This window comes from Aliidongia dinghuensis (assembly GCF_014643535.1).
GTDB lineage: Bacteria > Pseudomonadota > Alphaproteobacteria > ATCC43930 > CGMCC-115725 > Aliidongia > Aliidongia dinghuensis.
The window spans coordinates 1-19,519 of sequence record NZ_BMJQ01000002.1; the positions used below are offsets into that span (position 1 = coordinate 1).

Genomic DNA, 19,519 nt, shown 5'->3' on the forward strand with positions numbered 1-19,519 from the left:
CGCGCGACACGGCCCCTCAAATCAACGGATAGCGGCTTCGTCATCGTGACCCACCTCCCATCGTAGGGAATCACGATCACGCGCCTTTGGGAATCCTCGAATCACTCAGGTCGCAAACCGCTCTAGCCGTAAACATTGAACCCATGGGCGCGCATGCAGTTCGTGATGATTCGCTGCTCACGCTCCTCCGTCTCCGCTTCCTTGTGCCCCCCGCCGCCGACCAAGCCTGTCAAGGCGCCGATGCCGGCGCCGGTTCCGGCATTGCCGGTGATCGCGCCGAGCACCGCCCCGCCCGCGGCGCCGGCGACCGCGCCAAGCCCGGCATCTTCCGCCAGGTCGCCGTTATTGCGCACGCTGCGGGCCTGGTCTTGGCACATCGCGAGATCCTGCTCGTATTCCGCCTGGGTATGGCCCGTCATGTCGACAACCGGCCGGAAGTCGGCGCCGGCACATGCCGCGAGGCCGCCCGTCATACAGACAATGAGTGTCATTGATTTCAGGAACCGACGACCATCGCGGTGAAAATCCATCATCGCAACTCCTGCTCGAACTGCACGGGACGAAAATTGAAGCCGACGGTCTTCGCCGCCTGACAGAGGTGCCGCATCGGGCTCCTCCTGCTGCCAGTGACCTAGAGAGGAGGAAGCGCGGGCGCCGTCAACCCTAGTTCTCGTACCGCAGCGGCGACTGTCAAGCAGGTGCCGACGTCGAATCGCGACCAAAGATTGAACGCTGGATAGACGATGCGGGTGAGACCAGCGTCTCACCCGCATCGATTTTGTCCCGGAGTGCATTCCGCGCTATGAGCAGTGCACCAGGAAGGCGCGCTCGACGCAGGCCGCCGCACTCAGAACACCGCGAGTGCGATGCCCGCGATGGCTAAGGCCCCGGCGCCGATGGCAGACCATGTGCCGACCGAGAAGAGGGATCGTTCGCTGCCGCTGGATTGGCCCGTTGCGGCCGGTGCCAGCGTCGCCGGCGCTTGCGTCGCCGGGCTTTGCGGATGGGCCGACGAGGCATCGGCGCCGGCAGAAGATGCCGTAGAAGGTCCGGCTGAAGTCGATGCGACGCTGTTCCCGCTTGGCTGATCGGCGCATCCGGCTTGCAGAAGGAGAAGCCCGGCGACGAGCGCCGCTACAGATGTCTTATGCACGTGTCTCTCCATTCCGGCATCCGATCCTGCCCTATCCTCGGAAGCTGCCGACAGGGACGTATCGGCGGTCCGGCGGGGGGGCTCGGTTCAAGGGCGGAATCTTAGGCCGATGGCGCTTGAAAGACCTAATGACCAAGCTGTGGCGCAATTTGCCGCCGCAGCACAGCCCAGCCGATCGGGCATTCGGCGGCGTCCGGAACGATCGCTCGCGTCGCCGCCGTCGATTGAACGACGCGCGGAAAATGCCTCTCTTTTGATTCTTTTTTGGTGCTGTCCCAACTGCAACTTTGCGTCTTCAGAGGCGTTTACGGTGTGGCTTGTGGTCACCGGACGACCGCACGGAGACTTCCATGAAGACCCATATTTGGCCGCACATCGTGCAGAGCCGTCTTGCAATGACGGCCTTGCTGGTTTCGGCAGCTTTTCTCCTCCATCCCGGACAAGCGTCGGCCGCGGACTGCGGCGGCGGCCCGCTCAGCGGCTCGACGGGGAATGTGGTCGGCAGCGTCCTCGGTGCCGTGGGCGGCGGCCTGCTTGGCAGCCAGTTCGGCGGGGGGGCCGGTAAGGGCGTGATGACTGGGGTCGGCGTCGTCGGCGGCGCGCTCGCCGGCGGCTATGCCGGCCGCCAGGTCGAGGGCTGCCCCTCACACCGGCAGGCTTCACCCCAGGGCGCCAGCGCGCGCCAGGGTGCTGCCCAACAAGGGGCGGCGGCCGGAGGCGGACCTCGCACCTGCCGGTTCGTGAGCAGCCAGGCGATGATCGACGGGCAGACCCAGCCGGTCGAGGGGGTCGCCTGCCTTGAACCGGACGGGGCCTGGAGAACCGAGACGGGACCGGCGGCCGAGCGGGCCGCATCGACAGACCTGGTTTTACGGGCGCAGCAGCGCTTGCACGATCAGGGGTTCTACGTGCGCAATAACGTCGATGGGCGCTGGGGACCTGCGACGAGCACGGCAGTGCGCAATTTCCAGCAGGCGAACAGCATGGCTTCGACCGGCCAGCTCGATGCCCCGACCAAGACCGCGCTGGGCCTCGATCCTGTGCCGCTCACCGACCTCGCCCAGAGCGCTCCTCCTGTGCAGGGCAGCGCGCCCGCCCAAGGCAATCCGCCGGTACAGGGCAGCCCAACCGCCCAGGTTGGCGCCCAACCGGCTGCGACGACGCCGGCTGCAACGCCGCCGGTCGCGCCCAACAGCTCGATCTACAAGTAGGGCGCCGCGATCTCTTTGGTGGCAGGGCGGCACGCGCCGGTTTTCCAGGGTCCGCATAGCCCGCGGAAAACCGGCAGCGTTGCCGCCGAGCCAACCCCGGGCCTTTGCCGGATAGCGGACGTTGGTCTCAACGCCTAGACGAGGAACCTTGCGCGCGATTTTGCGTCGGGAACCATGCATTGCTGCCGCTTGCCGAACAGCGCATAGCGGTTCCGCGCGACCCGGTCGTAAAGCCAGTCGGCGCCTGGCCTGGGCAGGAATCGAAAGACCCACAGCAGCCGCCAGGGCCACGGCAAGGATCGCGCAATCCGAAAGATCGCCGCGGATTTCAGATAGATCCGACCCTCGTCCAGGAAGACGAAACTGTCCCAGTCATCGAGCGGCAGCTTGTGCCGGCCCAGGACCTGCTGGCCGGTCGCGGACTGCATCGGCGCGAAATAGAGCCGGCCGGCCCGGTCACGCGGCAAGAGGAACTGGACGACGCCGTGGCACAGGTTGCAGACGCCGTCGAACAGCACGAGCGGGCCGGTGAGCGCCACGCGGTTGCGCTCCTGCTCGAGCGTGCGCCCCGTCATGATTGCGCCGTCCTCGCGCGCGGACGTGGCGGCAGCGCTAGCCATCTTTCCGAAAATTCCCCCTCGACCGCCGTCATCAGGCAAAGATCGACTATACGGCCCTGAAGCGCGCTGAGGCGATAGGTTCGGTCGAACACCAAGCTCGCCGCCGACCGCTTACCCGTCGTGCTTCTTGCGGCTATCGGTCCTCTCGCATTATTCGCTATATTCATTCAAATATAGCGCTTCGTTCCGGCCGTCCGGCCATGTCCACTCCGGGAGAATGTCATGTCGCACGAATTGCAGTTCTATATCGACGGCGCCTGGGTCGATCCGGTGATCCCGCGCACGCTGGACGTGATCGATCCCGCGACGGAAGAGGCCTTCACCAAGATTTCGCTCGGCAGCGAAGCCGACGTCGACCGCGCCGTCGCGGCCGCCAAGGCCGCCTTTCCGGCTTTCGCGCGCGCCAGCAAGGCCGAGCGGCTCCAGCTCTTGAGGCGCGTGCTCGAGGTCTACAAGAGCCGCTACGACGAGGTCGCAGCCGCACTCTCGCGCGAGATGGGCGCGCCCCAGAAGCTCGCGAAGACGTCGCAGGCCGGCATGGGCACGGCGCATCTCACCAAGATGATCGAGGCGCTCGAGTCTTATGAGTTCGACCGGCTCGCCGGCACGACGCTCGTCACCAGGGAGCCGATCGGCGTCGTCGGCATGATCACGCCCTGGAACTGGCCGATCAACCAGATCGTCTGCAAGGTGGCGCCGGCGCTCGCCGCCGGCTGCACCATGGTGCTGAAGCCGAGCGAGGTGGCCCCCATCAACGGCATCCTGTTCGCCGAGGTGCTGCACGAGGCGGGCGTGCCCAAGGGTGTCTTCAACCTCGTGAACGGTGACGGCCCGACCGTGGGCGAGGCGATCGCGCGTCATCCGGACGTCGACATGGTGTCCTTCACCGGCTCGACCCGGGCCGGCATCCTGGTCGCGAAAGCCGCGGCCGATACGGTGAAGCGCGTGCACCAGGAACTCGGGGGCAAGTCGGCCAACATCATCCTCGACGATGCCGATCTCCGTCACGCGGTCACGCGCGGCGTCGCCGGCTGCTACGGCAACAGCGGGCAGTCGTGCAACGCGCCGACCCGCATGTTCGTGCCGCTCGCCCGGCACGATGAAGCGCTCGAGATCGCCAAGGCGGCGGCCGAGACCTTCCGTGTTGGCCCGCCCGACGCGGCCGACACGGTGCTGGGCCCGGTCGTGAGCCAGGTGCAGTTCGACAAGATCCAACGCCTGATCGAAAGCGGCATCGCCGAGGGTGCCACGCTCGTCACCGGCGGCCCTGGCCGGCCCGAGGGGCTGAACCGCGGCTACTACGTGCGCCCGACGGTGTTCGGCCACGTCCGCCCGGAGATGACGATCGCACGCGAGGAGATCTTCGGGCCGGTGCTGTCGATCCTCTCCTACGAGAGCGAAGAGGAGGCGATCCGGCTCGCCAACGACACGCCCTACGGCCTCGCCTCCTACGTCCAGTCGGGCGATCTCGCGCGCGCCCGGCGCGTTGCCGCCCGCATGCGCTCCGGCAACGTCTACATCAACTATCCGGCCTGGGACGCGGGTGCGCCGTTCGGCGGCTACAAGCAGTCGGGCAACGGCCGCGAGTATGCCGAGTTCGGCCTGGAGGAGTTCCTGGAGATCAAGGGCATCGTGGGCTACGACGCCGCCTGATCGAGCCTCGGCCGAAAGGGGGCGGAGAGAGACGGGAAGGCATCGCGCCTCTCTCCGCCTGAACGCTCAAGGATCGTGCTCTAGGCATGGGCGATCCAGCCGCGCCAGGTGAATGCGGCGAAGAACGGGCGAACGTTCCGAAAGCCGCCATCGTGCAGGATCGCCTCATCCTGTTCAGGGCTCAGCATGGGAGCCATCGCGTCCACGGCCGCCCGAGCGCTTCCAGCCTGTTCGGGGTCGGCGCCGGAGGCGATTGCGTAAGCGGCGTAGCGGTCCAGCCAAAGCGCGCGCTCCTCCGGATCCTGCGGGAAGCTGCCGTGGGCGGCCACGAAGGGCGCGCCGGGCCGGAGCCGGCGGTGGATCGCGCGGACCGTTTTTTGCCGTGCCGGTGCCGCAAGAAAGTGGAGCGTGAGCAGGCAGGTCGCCGCGTCGAACGGGCCGTCGGGCGCGTCATCGATATAGCCCTCGATCAGCTCGACCTGCGCCATGCGGGGTCCGAGCGTCCGCTCGGCCAACTGCAGCATTTCCCGCGAGGGATCGACGCCGACAAAGGTCCAGCCGGGCTGGGCTTCGGCCAAGGCGCTCAACTCCAGCCCGCCGCCCGCGCCCAGCACGAGCACCTTCGCATTCGCGGGCGCTTGCTCGGCCAGAAGAACGCCCGTCATGCGGTGCAGCGCCTCCAGGCCGGGAACGAACCGACGCGGCCCTTCGGCGTAGCGGGCGACGGCTTCCGGGTCCGAAAACGCGCGCAGGAAGTGCTCGGCGCCATCCGCGATCTCAGCTGTCATGCCCCTCTCCCGTTCTGGCGTCTTTTGATCGGCGCTCCAGGCGCGCGTGGAAATCGGCGCTCAAGGCGGCGAGTGTCACATCGCCGAGGCGGGCGAGCAGCAGCGCTTCCGCATCATGGAAGGCCGTGTCGAGCGCCGCGTTGACCGCCTGCTCGACGAGGCAGCCCGGCGCCTCGGTCCGGTTGCCGATCGCCAGAAGCGATGGACAGCCGAGCGCGTCGTAGATGTCGCGCAACGTGATCGCGCCTAGATCGCAGGCGAGCGACCAGCCGCCGCCATGCCCCTTTTCCGAGCGCACATAACCTTGCCCCCGCAGTCCCGCCATGATCCGCCGGATCACGACGGGGTTCGTCTGCATCGCCCGGGCGAGCACCTCCGAGGTGATCGGTCCCTCGTGCTCCGCCATGTGCAGCAGCACATGGAGCACGCCCGACAATCGACTATCGCGTTTCATGTAACTCCTATTAGTACATGATCGTGAGGTCAGTCAATGGTGATGGCGGACGGCCTCAAGCCTGCTCGGCATAGGCGGCGAGGCCGGCGCGCAGCGTGGCCAGCATCCGGTCGCGGACCGCGTCGCGCGCGTCGTGCAGCCAGGCCGCCGCCAGCGGCAGGCGGTCTCGACCGCCGGCACCCTGCGCATCCAGCGGGATGAAGCGCACGCTCTCCGTCGCCATGCGCGCGGTCCATTTCGGCACGATCGCCGCCCCCAGCCCGGCGCCGACCAGGTTGATGATCGTCTGCTTCTCCTCGGCCAGCTGCGCGATGCGCGGCTGCAGCCCCGCTTCGGCGAACAGCTTGACGGTCAGGTCGTGGCTGTGCGGCCGTGACCGCCGCTCGGGCACGATGAGCGGCTGATCGGCCAGATCCGCGATCGCGAGCCGGTCGCGGCGCGCCAGCGGATGCCGGGCCGGCACGGCCACGACGACCGTCTCGTGGAACAGGAACAGGAATTCGAGCCGCTTGTCGGGGCTCTCCGGCGGACGGACGAACGCGAGGTCGAGCCGCCCGGACAACAGGCGCGGCAGAAGGCGGATCGTCTTGTCCTCCACCAGCTGCACGACGATCTCGGGATGGCGTTCGCGGAAATCGTGCAGCAGCAGCGGCAGCAAGCCGGCCGCCGCACTGTCGATGGCGCCGACCCGGAGCAGCGCCGTTTGCTGGCGCCCCTGCGCGCGGAAGCGTGCCGCAAGGTCGTCGGCCTGAAGCAGCAATGCCCGCGCCTCATCGAGCAGCGTTGCACCGTCCTCGGTCAGTGCCACGTTCCGCGTGGTCCGTGCCAGGAGACGGGAACCCAGATCCTCTTCCAGTAGGCGGATGTGGCGCCCGAGCGCCGACGGCAGCATGCCAAGCCGCTGCGCCGCACGCCCGAAATGCAGTTCCTCCGCCACCGCGACGAAGCAGCGGAGCTGGTGCAAGTCCATCGTCCGGCCCTCCTGCCGGGCGATTATATGATTTTTTTGTATAATCGCACGCGAATTGACTTCATTCCGGTTCGGCGGCGAAATCTGCCGGAGCCGCGCAGACAAATAGCGTCGCCACCCAATAAAGTAACAGTATATGGAGGAAGCGTCCGATGGACGGCACGCTCGAGCTGCGCGTATTGCGCAAGATTACGCTGCGCATCGTTCCTTTCATCATGCTGCTGTATTTCATCGCGTTCATCGATCGCGTGAATATCGGCTTTGCAGCACTGACGATGAACAAGGAGCTGGGATTCTCGCCGACGGTCTTCGGGTTCGGCGCCGGGATCTTCTTCCTCGGCTATTTCCTGTTCGAGGTTCCGTCCAACCTGATCCTCGACAAGGTCGGCGCCCGGATCTGGATCGCCCGGGTCATGATCACCTGGGGCCTGGTGTCGGGCACCATGGCATTCGTTCAGGGCAGCACCGGCTTCTATGTTCTGCGCTTCCTGCTGGGCGCCGCGGAAGCGGGCTTCTTTCCCGGCATCATCCTCTATCTCAGCTACTGGTTTCCGCCGCGCCGCCGCGCCGCCGTCACGGCGCTCTTCATGGCGGCGGCACCGTTGTCGACGGCACTCGGCTCGCCCGTCTCCGGGGCGCTGCTGGAGCTGCATGGTCTCTTGGGCCTCGCCGGCTGGCAGTGGATGTTCCTGGCCGAGGCGGCACCGGCTGTCATCCTGGGCGTCGTCGTCCTGTTCTACATGACCGATCGTCCGGAGAAGGCGACATGGCTCGCCGACGAGGAGCGTGCCTGGCTGGTCAATACCATGAACGCCGAGCGGGCGAGCAAGGCGGCGACCGCGAGCCACAGTGTCTGGCGCGGCTTGGCGGACGGTCGCGTGCTGGCCTTGTCGCTGGTGTATTTCGGCACCTCGGCCGGCCTCTACACGCTCGGCATCTGGTCGCCGATGATCATCAAGCAATTCGGCCTGACGTCGCTCCAGGTGGGATTCCTGAACGCGATCCCGGCCATCGTCGCGGTGCTCGCCATGGTGCTGTGGGCCCGCCATTCGGACCGCACCGGCGAACGGACCTGGCACGTGGTCGCGGCCTGCCTGCTCGCCTCCGTCGGCCTGGTATGGGCCGGGTCTGCTGCCACGGTGGTCCCGGTGCTGCTGGCGCTGACACTCGTCAACATCGGCATCAGCGCGGCCAAGCCGCCGCTCTGGAGCATGCCGACGATCTTCCTGTCGGGCCCGGCGGCCGCGGCCGGCATCGCCACCATCAACTCCATCGGCAATCTCGGCGGCTTCGTCGGCCCCGCCATGATCGGCTGGATCAAGGACCTGACCGGCAGCTTCGTCTACGGGCTCTATTTCGTCGCCGTCTTGCCGGCACTCTCTGCCATCCTGACGCTCGCCCTGTCACGCGCCCACCGGAAGCGGCGCGTCGCCGAACCCGTCACCCGACATTGATCCCGATCCCATCGAACCAGAGCCCCATCGAACCAGAGGTAGTTCCACCATGCGCGAATACACGATTGCAGCCATCCCCGCCGACGGCATCGGCCCCGAGGTCATCGCCGCCGGCACCACGGTCTTGAAGGCCCTCGAGCAGCGGCTGGGCGAGGCGAAGTTCAATGTCACGACCTTCGACTGGGGATCGGACTACTACAAGAAGCACGGCGTCATGATGCCGGCGGACGGGCTTAAGACGCTGAAGCCGTTCGACGCGATCTACTTCGGCGCCGTGGGTGCGCCCGACGTGCCGGACCATGTGACGCTCTGGGGGTTGCGCCTGCCGATCTGCCAGGGCTTCGACCAATATGCCAACGTGCGGCCGACCCGGATCCTGCCGGGCGTCACCTCGCCCCTGCGCCATGTCGGCGAGGGTGACCTCGACTGGGTGATCGTCCGCGAGAATTCGGAGGGCGAGTATGCCGGCCACGGCGGGCGCGCCCATCGCGGCCTGCCGGAAGAGGTCGCGACCGAGGTTGCGATCTTCACCCGCGTCGGCGTCACCCGCATCATGCGCTACGCCTTCAAGCTGGCGCAGGCCCGGCCGCGCAAGCTGCTGACCGTCGTGACCAAGTCCAATGCCCAGCGGCACGGCATGGTGATGTGGGACGAGATCGCGGCCGAGGTATCTCAGGAATTCCCGGACGTCACCTGGGACAAGATGCTGGTCGACGCCATGACCGTGCGCATGACGCTGAAGCCGCAGAGCCTGGACACGATCGTCGCCACCAACCTGCATGCCGACATCCTGTCGGATCTCGCTGGCGCGCTTGCCGGCAGCCTGGGGGTGGCACCGACCGGCAACATCGACCCGGAACGCCGCTTCCCGTCGATGTTCGAGCCAATCCATGGCTCGGCCTTCGATATTACCGGCAAGGGCATCGCCAACCCGGTCGCCTCGTTCTGGACCGCGGCGCAGATGCTCGACCACCTGGGCGAGGCCGAGGCGTCGGCACGCTTGATGCGCGCTGTCGAGCGGGTGTGCGCCGCCGGCATCCTGACCCCTGACGTCGGCGGCACCGCCACGACGGCCGAGGTGACGGCTGCCGTCGTGGATGCCATCCACAGCTCGAACGTCTGAGCGGGGATCGGGCAATGGGCGGACCCTGGGACGATGCGACGGCGCGGGCGGCGTTGCGGCGGATCTTCGATGCGGCCGTGGCGAGCGCCGATGCGGGTGCCGCGGTGCTGCGCCATTTGCCTGAAAAGCCCAGGGGACGCTGCGTCGTGGTCGGGGCCGGCAAGGCCTCGGCGGCGATGGCGGCAGCGCTCGACGCCGCCTGGCGCGACGTGGACCTCACGGGCGTGGTCGTCACCCGCGAGGGCCACGCCGTGCCGGCGGGGCGAATCGAGATCATCGAGGCGTCCCACCCGGTGCCTGATGACCGGAGCGAACGGGCGGCGCGAAGCATCCTCGATGCCGTCGGCGGCCTCGGTCCCGATGACCTGGTGGTGGCGCTCATCTCCGGCGGCGGCTCCGCACTCATGACCCTGCCGGCCGGCCGCATGACGCTCGCCGACAAGCAGGCCGTCAATCGCGCACTGCTGGCCAGCGGTGCGACCATCGCGGAGATGAACACGGTGCGCAAGCACCTGTCGGGGATCAAGGGCGGGCACCTCGCCGCCGCGGCGCGGCCGGCTCGCCTGGTCACGCTGGTGATCAGCGATGTGCCGGGAGACGATCCGGCGGCGATCGCTTCCGGGCCGACCGTGCCTGATCCAAGCACGCTCGCCGACGTGCGGGAGATCGTCGCGCGCTATGCCATCGACCTGCCGCCCGCGGCCTGCGCCGTGCTTGAGGAGGGGCGCGAGACGCCGAAGCCGGGTGAGCGCGCGAGTGACGTCCGGTTGATCGCCGCACCCCAGCTGGCACTTGCCGCGGCGGCCGATGCCGCGCGGTGCGAGGGGCTGACGCCGCTCGTCCTGGGCGACGCGCTCGAAGGGGAAAGCCGGGAGCTCGGCACGGTCATGGCCGGCATCGCCCGGTCGGTCCGGACCAACGGCCTGCCCGTTGCCGGCCCCGCGGTCATCCTGTCCGGCGGGGAGACGACGGTGACCATTGGTCGTGGCCCCGCGGGGCGCGGCGGCCGCAACACGGAATTCCTGCTGGGCTTCGCCGTGGCGATGGCGGGCGAGGCGGGCGTCTGGGCCATCGCAGGCGACAGCGACGGGATCGACGGGACCGAGGATGCGGCCGGCGCCATCGTCACGCCGGACACTCTGCATCGCGGCCGGGCGGCCGGCCTCGATGCTCGCGCCTTGCTGGCAGGGCACGACAGCTATAGTTTCTTCCGCGCCGTCGGTGACCTCGTCGTCACCGGCCCGACGCTCACCAACGTGAACGACATCCGCGCCGTGCTGGTCACCTGACGGGTCGGCGCTCCCGAACACCACCCAAGGAGGCGGCCCGCGTGGCCGAAAAGACATGCGTCGTCACCGCCATGCCAAGATCGTTGCCACCGTCGGACCGGCGAGCGCGTCGCCCGATATGCTGAAGCGGCTGTTCCTGGCCGGCGTCGATACGTTCCGCCTGAATTTCAGCCATGGCACGCACGATGACCACGCCAAGGTGCACCGCGCCATCCGCGCGCTCGAGACCGAGCTCGGTCGGCCGATCGGCATCCTCCAGGATCTCCAGGGACCGAAGATCCGCGTCGGGACGATTCGGGACGGCAAGATCACCGTCGCGGCCGGCGAGACGATTCGCTTCGTGCCGTCCGGCACCGACGGGGACCGCAACGCGATCCCGCTGCCCCATCCGGAGATCTTTGCGGCGATCATGCCGGGCGATCACCTGATGATCGACGACGGCCGCGTGCGCGTTGCCGTCACCCGGCTTGGCGATGATTTCATCGAGGCCAAGGTGATCTTCGGCGGTGCGATCTCCAATCGCAAGGGCGTCAACCTGCCCGGCACGGTGCTCGACCTGTCGCCGCTGACCGCCAAGGATCGCGCCGACCTCGCCTTCGGGCTCGACCTGGGCGTCGACTGGGTGGCGCTGTCCTTCGTCCAGAAGCCCGCGGACCTGTTGGAGGCGCGCGGGCTGATCGGCGATCGGGCGGCGCTGATGGCGAAGATCGAGAAGCCTTCGGCGCTCGAACGCATCGACGACATCATCCGCCTGTCCGACGCGGTGATGGTCGCGCGCGGCGACCTGGGCGTCGAGATCCCGCATGAGGATGTGCCGGGCCGCCAGAAGGAACTGGTGCGCGCCTGCCGGCTGGCGGTGAAGCCGGTGATCGTCGCGACCCAGATGCTCGATTCCATGGTCGCGGCACCCACCCCGACGCGCGCGGAGGCGTCGGACGTGGCAACCGCGATCTACGACGGCGCCGATGCCGTCATGCTGTCGGCGGAATCCGCCAGCGGTTCCTATCCGGTCGAAGCCGTCGAGATGATGGACCGGATCATCCGCAGCACCGAGCACCACAAGCTCTATCGCTCGATCATCGACGCCTCGGCCCCCGACGAGGAGAAGACGGCGCCGCACGCGGTCGCTGCGGCGGCGGCCGGCCTGGCGGACGTCATCCAATCCGCGGCCATCGTGGCGTTCACGTCCAGCGGGACCACGGCAGCACGTATCGCGCGTAAGCGTCCGGCCGTGCCGATCCTCGCGATCACTGCGAACGAGGCCGTCTCCCGGCGCCTCTGCCTGCTCTGGGGCGCCCACAGCGTGCTCTCCGAGGATATCCATACCTACGAGGAGATGGTGGACCACGCCTGCGCCATCGGCCAGACCGAGGAGTTCGCGCGCCCCGACGATCTGATGGTCGTGGTTGCCGGCATCCCCTTCGCCCAGGCGGGGACGACCAACAACCTGCGGGTGGTTCACATCCCCAGGGACTGAGGTCGCGGTTCGGAGTGGGGATCGGCGGCGTCTCCCGCGTCGCCGAACGCGGCCCAGCCGCCGTCCACGCTCAGCATGGCGCCGGTCACGTAGCTGGCCGCGGGCGAGCAGAGGAACAGGATCGTGTCGGCGATCTCCGCCGGCCGGGCAAGCCGCCCCATCGGGATGCGCCGCTCGAGCCGCCGGATATCGATCGAGCCGTCCTGCTCCAGTTTCTCAACGAGCGCGGTCAGGGTGAAGCCGGGGGCGACCGCATTGACGCGGATGCCCCGGCCGGCCCATTCGCACGCCATCGAGCGAGTCATGGCGACGATGCCGGCCTTGGCGGCGCCATAGGCGTTGCGCCGCGGCAGGCCGGTAATGCCGGCGATCGAGCTCACGTTGACGATGGCGCCGCCGTCACCCGCCATCATGATCCGCGCCGCCTCGCGCGACACGAGGAACGTGCCCGAGAGATGGATGTGCAGCACGCGCTCGAAACTCTCGAGCGTCTGCTCCAACGTCGGGATATGGGGATTGCCGATGCCGGCATTGTTGACGACCGCGTCGATCCGGCCATAGCGCCGGGCCACGGTGTCGACCGCAGCCTTGACCTCCGCCTCGGCCGCGACGTCGCAGCGCAGGCCCAAGTGCTGAGGCCCAAGCTCGGCCGCGCGGGCCTGAACCTCGGCCTCGCGCAGGTCGAGCAACGCCAGCCTATAGCCGGCCTCGGCGAATTTCTGCGCGGTCGCCCAGCCGATGCCATCGGCGGCACCGGTGATGATGACGGTGTTCCGACCGCCCATGGCATTCCTCCTGTCGCATTGCTTCCCGCTCGCGATCTAGGGGCTGCCCGGTCCGGCCGGGCAATGGACTTTTCCCGTTTCCTCTTGGACTTTCCGGCGATCAGCCGGCTCGGGCCGTAGCAGCGTTCGGCCCAAGCCCCTTGGACGCGCGGAAGGCGCCCGGCGAGAGGCCGGCGCGGCGCGAGAAGAAGCGGTTGAAATAGGCCGGGTCGGCGAAGCCCATGGACCAGGCGATCTCGGCCGCGGTCATGCCGGTATAGAGCAGCGCCCGCTTCGCCTCGATCATGAGACGGTCATGCATGACGGTGAGCGCCGTCTTGCCCGTGACGGAGCGGCAGGCCTGGTTGAGCCGCGCCGTCGTAACGCCCAGCGCCTTGGCGACGGCCGACAGGTCCGGCTGCTGGCGGAACTCGCGCTCGACCAGCTCGCGATAGCGCACGACGATCTCGCTGTCGCGCCGATGCAGGCTACCGTCCTCCTGCGCGCTTGCCGACTGCAGCCGGGCGAGTGTGATCAGGATGCGCTGCAGATGCGCCTTGATGGCGATGCGCCGGCCGGGCGCCTGCCAGACGAACTCGCGCGCGACCGCTTGAAACGCATCGACCAGGCTCTGGATCTTGCCGAGCTCGTTATAGACGCAGCGCGCCCGGCCGGAGAAAGCGGTGCCAAGCGCCTCGTCGCCCTCGATCGCCGCGGTCAGGAAATCGGTCGAGACCGTGATGACGAAGCCGTCGGAGCCGGCCCGGAATTCAATCGCATGCACGCTGAGCGCCGGTATCACCAGCAGGGCCGGTGCCTCGAAATGCCATTCCGTCTCGTCGACACGCAGCGTGCCGCCGCCCTTGCTCACGAGCAGGATCTGGTGATGATCCGGATGCGCATGTGCACGAATAATCCAATTGTTTGCGCCGCTTCGCCGATGAATCACTTCGACGTGCAGGAAGAAAAGTTCAACGTCGTCCGGCGCTTCGCCGTAAAGATAGTAGCGAGGGATAGGCTCCGCGCTGCGCATTTCTCATCAGCTTTCCACTCAAACAATATGATGAAAAGTACAACAGGAATCGAGAAAAGTCCATTGTCGAGCCGGTCGTGGCGCCGCTACCGTTCTACCGCAATCGACAAGGGATCGGGCTCGAACGTCGCCGGGGTTTCGGCGCGGCGCTGATCCACATCGTCGGGTGGGAGGAAGCGAAGTATGGCCGAAGAGCGTGTGGGTTCGCTCGACTGCGACGTCCTGGTCGTGGGATCCGGGGCCGGCGGTCTCTCGACCGCGATCACCGCCAGGAAGGGCGGCCTCGACGTGGTCGTGATCGAGAAGGAGGAATTCTTCGGCGGCACCACGGCCTTTTCCGGCGGCGTACTGTGGATCCCCGGCAACCCGCATGCCCGCAAGGCCGGGATCAAGGACAGCCGCGCGGCCGCGCGCACCTACCTTCGGCACGAAGCCGGCAATTATTTCGATGAGGAGGCGGTCGAGACCTTCCTCGACGCCGGGCCGCGCATGCTTGAGTTCTTCGAGCGCGAGACCGAGGCGAAGTTCGTGCTGTCGGGCTATCCCGACTATCACCCGGATGTCGAGGGCGGTGCCCTGATCGGCCGCTCCGTCACGGCAGCCCCCTACGATGCCCGCCGGCTGGGCCCGGAGATCACGCGGCTCCGGCCGCCGCTCGAGACGATCACCTTCATCGGCATGATGTTCAATTCCTCGAACGAGGACCTGAAGCATTTCTTCAAGGCGACGCGCTCCCTCAAGTCGGCGATCTATGTCGGCCGCCGGCTTGCCTCGCACTTGAAGGACCTGGCGCTCTATCGCCGCGGCGTGCAGATCACCAGCGGCAACGCGCTGGTCGCGCGGCTCGCCAAGACCGCCCTCGATCTCGGCATCCCGATCCGTACCGGCACGGCGGCTGAGCGGCTGCTCATCGAGGATGGAGCCGTGCGTGGCCTGGTCGTGAAGGCTGCGTCAGGAGAGGAAACGATCAGGGCGCGCCGCGCGGTCGTGCTCGCCTGCGGCGGCTTCCCCCATGATCCGGAACGGATCGCCCGCGCCTATCCCCATGTTGCCCGCGGCAGCCGGCATCTCTCGCCGACTCCGGCCGGCAATACCGGCGACGGCATCCGCATGGCCGAGGCGGCGGGGGCGGCGTTCGAGATCCGCTTCCCGAACGCGGCCGCCTGGATGCCCGTGTCCGAGGTGCCGCTCGGCGGCGGCCGGACCGGGGTCTTCCCTCATCTGGTCGACCGCTACAAGCCGGGCATCATTGCGGTCAACCGGCACGGCCGGCGCTTCACCAACGAATCCAACTCCTACCACGACACCGGTGCCGCCATGATCCGCGACAGCGAAGCCAATGGCGAGGCCGCGGCCTGGCTCATCTGCGACCATGCGACGATCCGCAAGTACGGCCTCGGCTATGCGAAGCCGGCGCCGGTACCGATCCAGCTCTATACGCGGAACGGCTATCTCAAGACCGGCGGTACGCTGGCGGCGCTCGCGAAGGCGGCCGGCATCGACGCCGCAGGGCTCGAGCAGACGGTGAAAGACTACAATCTCGGCGCCGTGCGCGGCGAGGACCCGGCGTTCGGCCGCGGCTCGACGGCGTTCAACCGCTACCTCGGCGATCCGGAGCATAAGCCCAATCCGAACGTGGCGCCGATCGGGGCCGGGCCCTATTACGCGCTCAAACTCGTCATGGGTGATCTCGGCACGTTCGACGGGCTTCAGACCGACCCGCTTGGACGGGTGCTGGGCGCCGGCTCGGCGCCGATCGCCGGGCTCTACGCCGTCGGCAACGACCGGGCGAGCGTCATGGGAGGCAATTATCCGGGCGCCGGCATCACGCTCGGGCCGATCATGACGTTCGGCTATATTACCGGCTGCCACCTGGCGGGGAGGGCGCTCTGATGCGCGCGCTCAAGACCCAGGTCGCGATCATCGGCGCCGGGCCGGCCGGCCTGATGCTGTCCCATCTGCTGCACCTTGCCGGCATCCGCTCGGTCGTGCTCGACCGGCGCAGCCGCGAACAGATCGAGACGACCATCCGCGCCGGCGTGCTGGAGCAGAACACGGTCGACCTGATGGTCGAAACCGGCGTCGGCGAGCGGCTTAAGTGCCAAGGCTTCAACCATCACGGCTTCGAGTTCCGCTTCGGCGGCGAGGGCCGCCGGATCGATCTCTACAACCTGACGGGCGGCCGCTCGGTCACGGTCTATCCGCAGCACGAGGTGCTGAAGGACCTGATCGCGGCCCGGCTCGCCGCGGGTGGGGAGATCGTGTTCGAGGCGGCCGACGCCCAGATCCTCGATATCGGGCAAGCGCCCCGGGTGCGGTTCATGGCGCCCGATGGCGCGCTCTGCGAGCTCGCGGCCGATTTCATCGCCGGCTGCGACGGCTCCTACGGCCCGTCGCGCGAGGCGATGCCGGCGGGCGAGCGCGAGGATTATCAGCGGATTTATCCGTTCGGCTGGTTCGGCATCCTGGCCGAGGCGCCGCCCTCGTCGGACGAGCTCATCTATGCGCGTCACGACCGCGGCTTCGCGCTGATCTCGACCCGCTCGCCGGGCGTTCAGCGCATGTATTTCCAATGCGATCCGGCCGAGAACCCGGACGACTGGTCCGAGGACCGCATCTGGGCCGAACTGCAGGCGCGGGTATCCGGCAACGGCTTCCGGCTCAAGGAAGGCCGGATCTTCCAGAAGGGCGTCGTGCCGATGCGCAGCTATGTGCGCCAGCCGATGCAGTCAGGGCGCCTGTTCATCGCCGGCGACGCGGCGCACACGGTGCCGCCGACTGGCGCCAAGGGGCTCAACCTGGCGGTCGCCGACGTCTTCGTGTTGTCGCGCGCGCTCGAGCGCTTCTACACCGCCGGCACGGCTGACGGGCTCGAGGCCTATTCGGCGACGGCGCTCCGCCGCATCTGGCGGGCCCAGCATTTCTCCTGGTGGATGACGTCGATGCTGCATCGCTTCGCCGATGCGAGCGAGTTCGACCGGCGCCGCCAAGTGGCGGAGCTCGACATGGTCACGAGCTCGCCCGCGGCCGCCCGCACCATCGCCGAGAACTACGTCGGCCTGCCGCTCCACTGAGCGCGCAGGGCGCGACGACAAACCAAGACCAATCGAGGGAGGAAGCCTATGCAACTTGATCGACGCCTGTTCATCGGATCCGGGCTCGCCGCGGCGGCCCTGATGCCGACCCGCTTCGGCCGGGCGGAGGAGGCCAAGACCATCAAGATCGGCGTCATTACCGACATGTCCGGTGTCTATCGCGACGTGTCGGGCCCGACCACGGTTGCCTGCGCCCAGCAGGCGGTCGCCGAGTTCATGGCTGAGAATCCCGACATCAAGGTCGAGCTCGTGGTCGCCGACCACCAGAACAAGCCCGACGTCGGCCTCGCCATCATCCGGCAATGGTTCGACCAGGGCGGTGTCGACATGATCGAGAATGTCGGCAACAGCGCGATTGCGCTAGGTGCGCGCGGCATCCTCGAGGAAAAGAACAAGGTCGCCCTCATCACGACCGCCGGCAGCTCGGACCTGACCGGTTCCGCCTGCAGCGCCAATCAGGTGCATTGGTCCTGGGATTCCTGGTGCCTCGCCCATTCGACCGCGACCTCGCTCGTCCGCTCGGGTGGCAAGAAATGGTTCTTCATCACGGCCGACTATGCTTTCGGCCATGCCGCCGAGGCGGATGCGTCGAAATTCGTCCAGGCGGCGGGTGGCGAGGTGTTGGGCGCCGTGCGCTATCCCTTGGGCACCACGACCGACTTCTCCTCGTTCCTGGTCCAGGCCCAGAGCAGCGGCGCTGACGTCGTGGCCTTCGCCAATTCGGGCACCGAGCTCGTCACCTGCCTGAAGCAGGCCCAGGAGTTCGGCCTGGAGGCCGGCGGCCTGCGCATGGCCGCCATGGTCGGCTATGTTACCGACGTGGTGGCGATGGGGCTCAACACCGCCAAGGGCCTGTCGCTGACTGAGACCTTCTACTGGGACCTGAACGAGCGGACCCGCGCCTTCATGAACCGGGTGAAGCCGAAGCTTGGGCCAAAGGTGTTCCCGAACATGAGCCAGGCCGGCGACTATTCGTGCGTGCTCCATTACCTGAAGGCCGTGAAGGCGCTGGGCGTGGCGCGCGCCAAGGCGTCGGGCCGCGACGTGGTCGACCTGATGAAGCGCATGCCGACCGATGACGATTGCTTCGGCAAGGGCAGCATCCGGGCAGACGGGCGCAAGATTCATCCGGCCTATCTGTTCGAGGTGAAGAAGCCGGAGGAGAGCCACGGCCCGGGCGACGTCTACAAGCTGGTCTCGACCCTCTCGGCCGAAGAGGCGTTCCGCCCGATCGCCGAGGGCGGCTGCCCGCTCGTCAAGGCTTGAGGGGAGCGAAGGCACGATGTCCTACGAATCCGCGATCGTCGACCTCAGAACCTATACGATCCGCCTGCGCAAGATGCCGGAGTTCCTGGAAGTGTTCGACCGGCTGGCCATGCCCGTGCAGCTCCGGTACCTCGGCCGGCCGCTCGGCATCTTCACGAGCGCGGTCGGGCCCTTGAACCAGGTCGTCCATCTCTGGGGCTTCGACGATATGGGCGAGTTCGAGCGCCTGCACGCCGCGCGCGACCAGGACGCGGACTGGCCGGCCTATCTCCAGGCCTCGGCCGATCTGATCGTCGCCCAGGAAAACCGGCTGATCCGACGCGCGGCGATGCCGTCGCTCGATCGGAACGATCGGTGAGGCGGCCGATGCGCTGGATCGATCTCACGGGACAGGTCGCCGTCGTCACCGGGGCCGCGGGTGGCATCGGGCGCGGCATCGCGCTCGCCCTCGCCGACGTGGGCGCCGCGGTGGCGCTCATCGATCGGCAGGAGGCAGCCTGCCGGCCGATCGTCGCGGAGATCGAGGCGGGGGGCGGCCGGGCCGTTGCGATCGGCTGCGATCTCGCCGTGGCGGAAGAGATCGCGGCGACAGCCGAGCGTGTGCAGATAGCACTCGGTCCCACCGATATCCTGGTCAACAATGCCGGCCTGTTGAGCCCCGGCGGGATGGACGAGCTCACGGCCGAGGCGTGGCACGCGACGCTCTCGGTCAACCTGACCGGCTATTTCCTCAGCGCCCAGGCGTTCGGCGCCCAGATGCTGGCGCGCGGCGCCGGCAGCCTGGTCCATATTGCCTCGATCGCCGCCAGCGCGCCGCAGGGGGCGAGCGGCGCCTACAGCGTCAGCAAGGCCGGCATCGTCATGCTGTCGCAGCAACTCGCGACCGAATGGGGGCCGCGCGGCGTGCGCAGCAACGTGGTGAGCCCTGGCCTCATCCGCACGCCCATGTCTCAGCCGTTCTATGACGCGCCGGGCGTGCTCGAAGCCCGGCAGGCGCTGGTGCCGGTCCGACGCATCGGCGAGCCCGCGGACATCGCCAACGCCGTGGTCTTCCTGGCGAGTGCCAGGGCCAGCTACGTTACCGGCGACGAGATCGTCGTCGACGGCGGCTTCACCCGCACCATCATGAACGTGATCCCGCGGCCTGGCTTCTCGTAAGCTCCGCGCCC

At 67.8% G+C, this 19,519-nt stretch carries 20 protein-coding genes; 13 read left to right on the top strand and 7 right to left on the bottom strand.

Features of this window, described 5'->3' with window-relative positions:
- Positions 1–122: 122 nt before the first annotated feature.
- Positions 123–533, bottom strand: a complete 411-nt coding sequence (locus tag IEY58_RS03430) for a glycine zipper family protein (RefSeq protein ID WP_229743460.1) — start codon at positions 531–533, stop codon at positions 123–125.
- Between the two features lie 342 nt (positions 534–875).
- Between IEY58_RS03430 and IEY58_RS03435 the strand changes: the two genes are divergently transcribed.
- Both IEY58_RS03435 and IEY58_RS03440 read left to right on the top strand, forming a co-directional pair.
- Positions 876–1,088 (top strand): hypothetical protein, encoded by a 213-nt coding sequence (locus tag IEY58_RS03435; RefSeq protein WP_189042554.1) that lies wholly within the window; start codon positions 876–878, stop codon positions 1,086–1,088.
- Between the two features lie 415 nt (positions 1,089–1,503).
- A complete protein-coding gene (locus IEY58_RS03440) occupies positions 1,504–2,364 on the top strand; it encodes a peptidoglycan-binding domain-containing protein (protein ID WP_189042556.1) in 861 nt (286 codons plus the stop codon).
- 134 nt (positions 2,365–2,498) lie between these two features.
- On the opposite strand, the gene IEY58_RS03445 is transcribed toward IEY58_RS03440, so the two are convergent.
- Positions 2,499–2,984, bottom strand: a complete 486-nt coding sequence (locus IEY58_RS03445) for a thiol-disulfide oxidoreductase DCC family protein (RefSeq protein WP_229743461.1) — start codon at positions 2,982–2,984, stop codon at positions 2,499–2,501.
- Between the two features lie 222 nt (positions 2,985–3,206).
- Between IEY58_RS03445 and IEY58_RS03450 the strand changes: the two genes are divergently transcribed.
- Positions 3,207–4,637, top strand: a complete 1,431-nt coding sequence (locus IEY58_RS03450; protein ID WP_189042558.1) for an aldehyde dehydrogenase family protein — start codon at positions 3,207–3,209, stop codon at positions 4,635–4,637.
- 80 nt (positions 4,638–4,717) lie between these two features.
- Here IEY58_RS03450 and IEY58_RS03455 read toward each other — a convergent pair whose 3' ends face one another.
- The 3 genes from IEY58_RS03455 to IEY58_RS03465 are packed head-to-tail and all read right to left on the bottom strand — an operon-like array spanning position 4,718 to position 6,849.
- Entirely contained in the window at positions 4,718–5,425 is a 708-nt protein-coding gene (locus IEY58_RS03455; protein WP_189042560.1) for a class I SAM-dependent methyltransferase, read from the bottom strand.
- Positions 5,415–5,879, bottom strand: coding sequence for an Rrf2 family transcriptional regulator (locus IEY58_RS03460; RefSeq protein WP_189042562.1), 465 nt, complete (start codon positions 5,877–5,879; stop codon positions 5,415–5,417). The genes IEY58_RS03455 and IEY58_RS03460 overlap by 11 nt, the downstream gene beginning before the upstream one ends.
- Positions 5,880–5,934: 55 nt before the next feature.
- Positions 5,935–6,849 carry a LysR substrate-binding domain-containing protein gene (locus tag IEY58_RS03465; RefSeq protein WP_189042564.1) on the bottom strand — a complete coding sequence of 305 codons (915 nt, stop codon included), beginning with the start codon at positions 6,847–6,849 and terminating at the stop codon, positions 5,935–5,937.
- A gap of 152 nt (positions 6,850–7,001) precedes the next feature.
- Between IEY58_RS03465 and IEY58_RS03470 the strand changes: the two genes are divergently transcribed.
- Genes IEY58_RS03470 through pyk form a run of 4 tightly spaced genes read left to right on the top strand, consistent with a single transcriptional unit; the run spans position 7,002 to position 12,192 of the window.
- Positions 7,002–8,303 carry an MFS transporter gene (locus IEY58_RS03470; protein ID WP_189042566.1) on the top strand — a complete coding sequence of 434 codons (1,302 nt, stop codon included), beginning with the start codon at positions 7,002–7,004 and terminating at the stop codon, positions 8,301–8,303.
- A 49-nt stretch (positions 8,304–8,352) separates the two neighbouring features.
- On the top strand, positions 8,353–9,426 hold the full coding sequence (locus IEY58_RS03475) for a tartrate dehydrogenase (protein ID WP_189042568.1): 1,074 nt from the start codon (positions 8,353–8,355) through the stop codon (positions 9,424–9,426).
- Between the two features lie 14 nt (positions 9,427–9,440).
- Positions 9,441–10,715: a glycerate kinase type-2 family protein gene (locus IEY58_RS03480; protein WP_189042570.1), complete on the top strand. Its 1,275-nt coding sequence runs from the start codon at positions 9,441–9,443 to the stop codon at positions 10,713–10,715.
- A gap of 55 nt (positions 10,716–10,770) precedes the next feature.
- Positions 10,771–12,192: a pyruvate kinase gene (gene pyk / locus IEY58_RS03485; protein ID WP_189042572.1), complete on the top strand. Its 1,422-nt coding sequence runs from the start codon at positions 10,771–10,773 to the stop codon at positions 12,190–12,192.
- On the opposite strand, the gene IEY58_RS03490 is transcribed toward pyk, so the two are convergent.
- Complete coding sequence (locus IEY58_RS03490; protein ID WP_189042574.1) at positions 12,174–12,977, bottom strand: SDR family NAD(P)-dependent oxidoreductase; 804 nt, start codon at positions 12,975–12,977, stop codon at positions 12,174–12,176. The two genes, pyk and IEY58_RS03490, sit on opposite strands and share 19 nt — an antisense overlap.
- 100 nt (positions 12,978–13,077) lie before the next feature.
- Complete coding sequence (locus tag IEY58_RS03495) at positions 13,078–13,905, bottom strand: helix-turn-helix domain-containing protein (RefSeq protein WP_229743518.1); 828 nt, start codon at positions 13,903–13,905, stop codon at positions 13,078–13,080.
- Here IEY58_RS03495 and IEY58_RS34285 point away from each other — a divergent pair.
- From IEY58_RS34285 to IEY58_RS03520, 6 genes are read left to right on the top strand one after another with little or no spacing between them, the layout of a single operon-like run.
- Positions 13,843–14,142 (top strand): hypothetical protein, encoded by a 300-nt coding sequence (locus IEY58_RS34285; RefSeq protein ID WP_229743526.1) that lies wholly within the window; start codon positions 13,843–13,845, stop codon positions 14,140–14,142. The two genes, IEY58_RS03495 and IEY58_RS34285, sit on opposite strands and share 63 nt — an antisense overlap.
- A gap of 30 nt (positions 14,143–14,172) precedes the next feature.
- Positions 14,173–15,882 carry an FAD-dependent oxidoreductase gene (locus IEY58_RS03500; RefSeq protein WP_189042578.1) on the top strand — a complete coding sequence of 570 codons (1,710 nt, stop codon included), beginning with the start codon at positions 14,173–14,175 and terminating at the stop codon, positions 15,880–15,882.
- A complete protein-coding gene (locus IEY58_RS03505) occupies positions 15,882–17,063 on the top strand; it encodes a 4-hydroxybenzoate 3-monooxygenase (RefSeq protein ID WP_189042580.1) in 1,182 nt (393 codons plus the stop codon). The genes IEY58_RS03500 and IEY58_RS03505 overlap by 1 nt, the downstream gene beginning before the upstream one ends.
- A gap of 48 nt (positions 17,064–17,111) precedes the next feature.
- A complete protein-coding gene (locus IEY58_RS03510; RefSeq protein WP_189042582.1) occupies positions 17,112–18,350 on the top strand; it encodes an ABC transporter substrate-binding protein in 1,239 nt (412 codons plus the stop codon).
- A gap of 16 nt (positions 18,351–18,366) precedes the next feature.
- On the top strand, positions 18,367–18,708 hold the full coding sequence (locus IEY58_RS03515; RefSeq protein WP_189042584.1) for an NIPSNAP family protein: 342 nt from the start codon (positions 18,367–18,369) through the stop codon (positions 18,706–18,708).
- 8 nt (positions 18,709–18,716) lie between these two features.
- Entirely contained in the window at positions 18,717–19,508 is a 792-nt protein-coding gene (locus tag IEY58_RS03520) for an SDR family NAD(P)-dependent oxidoreductase (protein ID WP_189042586.1), read from the top strand.
- Positions 19,509–19,519: the final 11 nt, after the last annotated feature.